Here is a 1,258-nt window from a genome sequence, read left to right on the forward strand (position 1 = left end):
GTCGTACGGGAGAAGGCAGAACTACTGGAACAGCACTTCTGGGTCAGAGCTTCTCGATCACGTAGTCGACGCACTTCGTCAGTGCCTCGACGTCCGCCGGGTCGATCGCCGGGAACATCGCCACGCGGAGCTGGTTGCGGCCGAGCTTGCGGTAGGGCTCGGTGTCGACGATGCCGTTGGCGCGCAGGACCTTGGCGACGGCGGCGGCGTCGATCTCGTCCGCGAAGTCGATCGTGCCGATGACCTGCGAGCGCTTCGCCGGGTCGGTGACGAACGGGTTCGCGTACTTGACGTCCTCGGCCCAGCCGTACAGGTTGCGGGCCGAGGTGGCGGTGCGGCGGACCGCCCAGTCCAGGCCGCCCTGGCCGTTGATCCACTCCAGCTGCTCGTTGAGGAGGAACAGGGTGGCGAGGGCCGGGGTGTTGTACGTCTGGTTCTTGCGCGAGTTGTCGATCGCCGTGGGGAGCGAGAAGAACTCCGGGATGTGGCGGCCGGACGCGTGGACGCGCTCCGCGCGCTCGATCGCGGCCGGGGAGAACGCGGCCAGCCAGAGGCCGCCGTCCGCCGCGAAGGACTTCTGCGGGGCGAAGTAGTAGACGTCGGTCTCGGCGATGTCCACGGGCAGACCGCCGGCGCCGGACGTGGCGTCCACGAGGACGAGGGAGCCGTCGTCGGCACCCGCTACGCGCTTGATGGGGGCGGCGACACCGGTGGACGTCTCGTTGTGCGTGTAGGCGTAGACGTCGACGCCCGCCTCGGCCCGCGGGTCCGGGTGGGTGCCCGGGTCCGAGGAGATGACGGTCGGGTCGGCGAGCCACGGGGCGAGCTTGGCGGCCTTCGCGAACTTCGAGCTGAACTCACCGAAGGTGAGGTGCTGCGACTTGTTCTCGATCAGGCCGTGCGTCGCGACGTCCCAGAACGCGGTCGAGCCGCCGTTGCCGAGGACGACCTCGTAGCCGTCGGGGAGCTGGAACAACGCGGAGATGCCCTCGCGTACCTTGCCGACCAGGTTCTTGACCGGGGCCTGGCGGTGGGAGGTACCGAGGAGGGAGCTACCGGTGGCGGCCAGCGCGTCCAGCGCTTCCGTCCGCACCTTGGAGGGGCCCGCGCCGAAACGTCCGTCGGCGGGCTTGATGTCAGCGGGAATCTGGATCTCAGCCACGGGGGGAGCGTAGCCGTTCTGGGAAACGTGGAGGAAACGTGGTCCGTCCGGTGAGACGCGCTCCGCGGGTTGGGCGGGGGTTGGGGGTGGGGGGTT

1 protein-coding gene is annotated in these 1,258 nt (G+C 69.4%); it reads right to left on the bottom strand.

Annotation, left to right across the window (positions count from 1 at the left end):
• Positions 1-43: 43 nt before the first annotated feature.
• Positions 44-1,162, bottom strand: a complete 1,119-nt coding sequence (gene serC, locus STRTUCAR8_RS43720; RefSeq protein WP_006382893.1) for a phosphoserine transaminase — start codon at positions 1,160-1,162, stop codon at positions 44-46.
• Between the last annotated feature and the right edge of the window lie 96 nt (positions 1,163-1,258).

This window comes from Streptomyces turgidiscabies Car8, assembly GCF_000331005.1.
GTDB classification, from domain to species: domain Bacteria; phylum Actinomycetota; class Actinomycetes; order Streptomycetales; family Streptomycetaceae; genus Streptomyces; species Streptomyces turgidiscabies.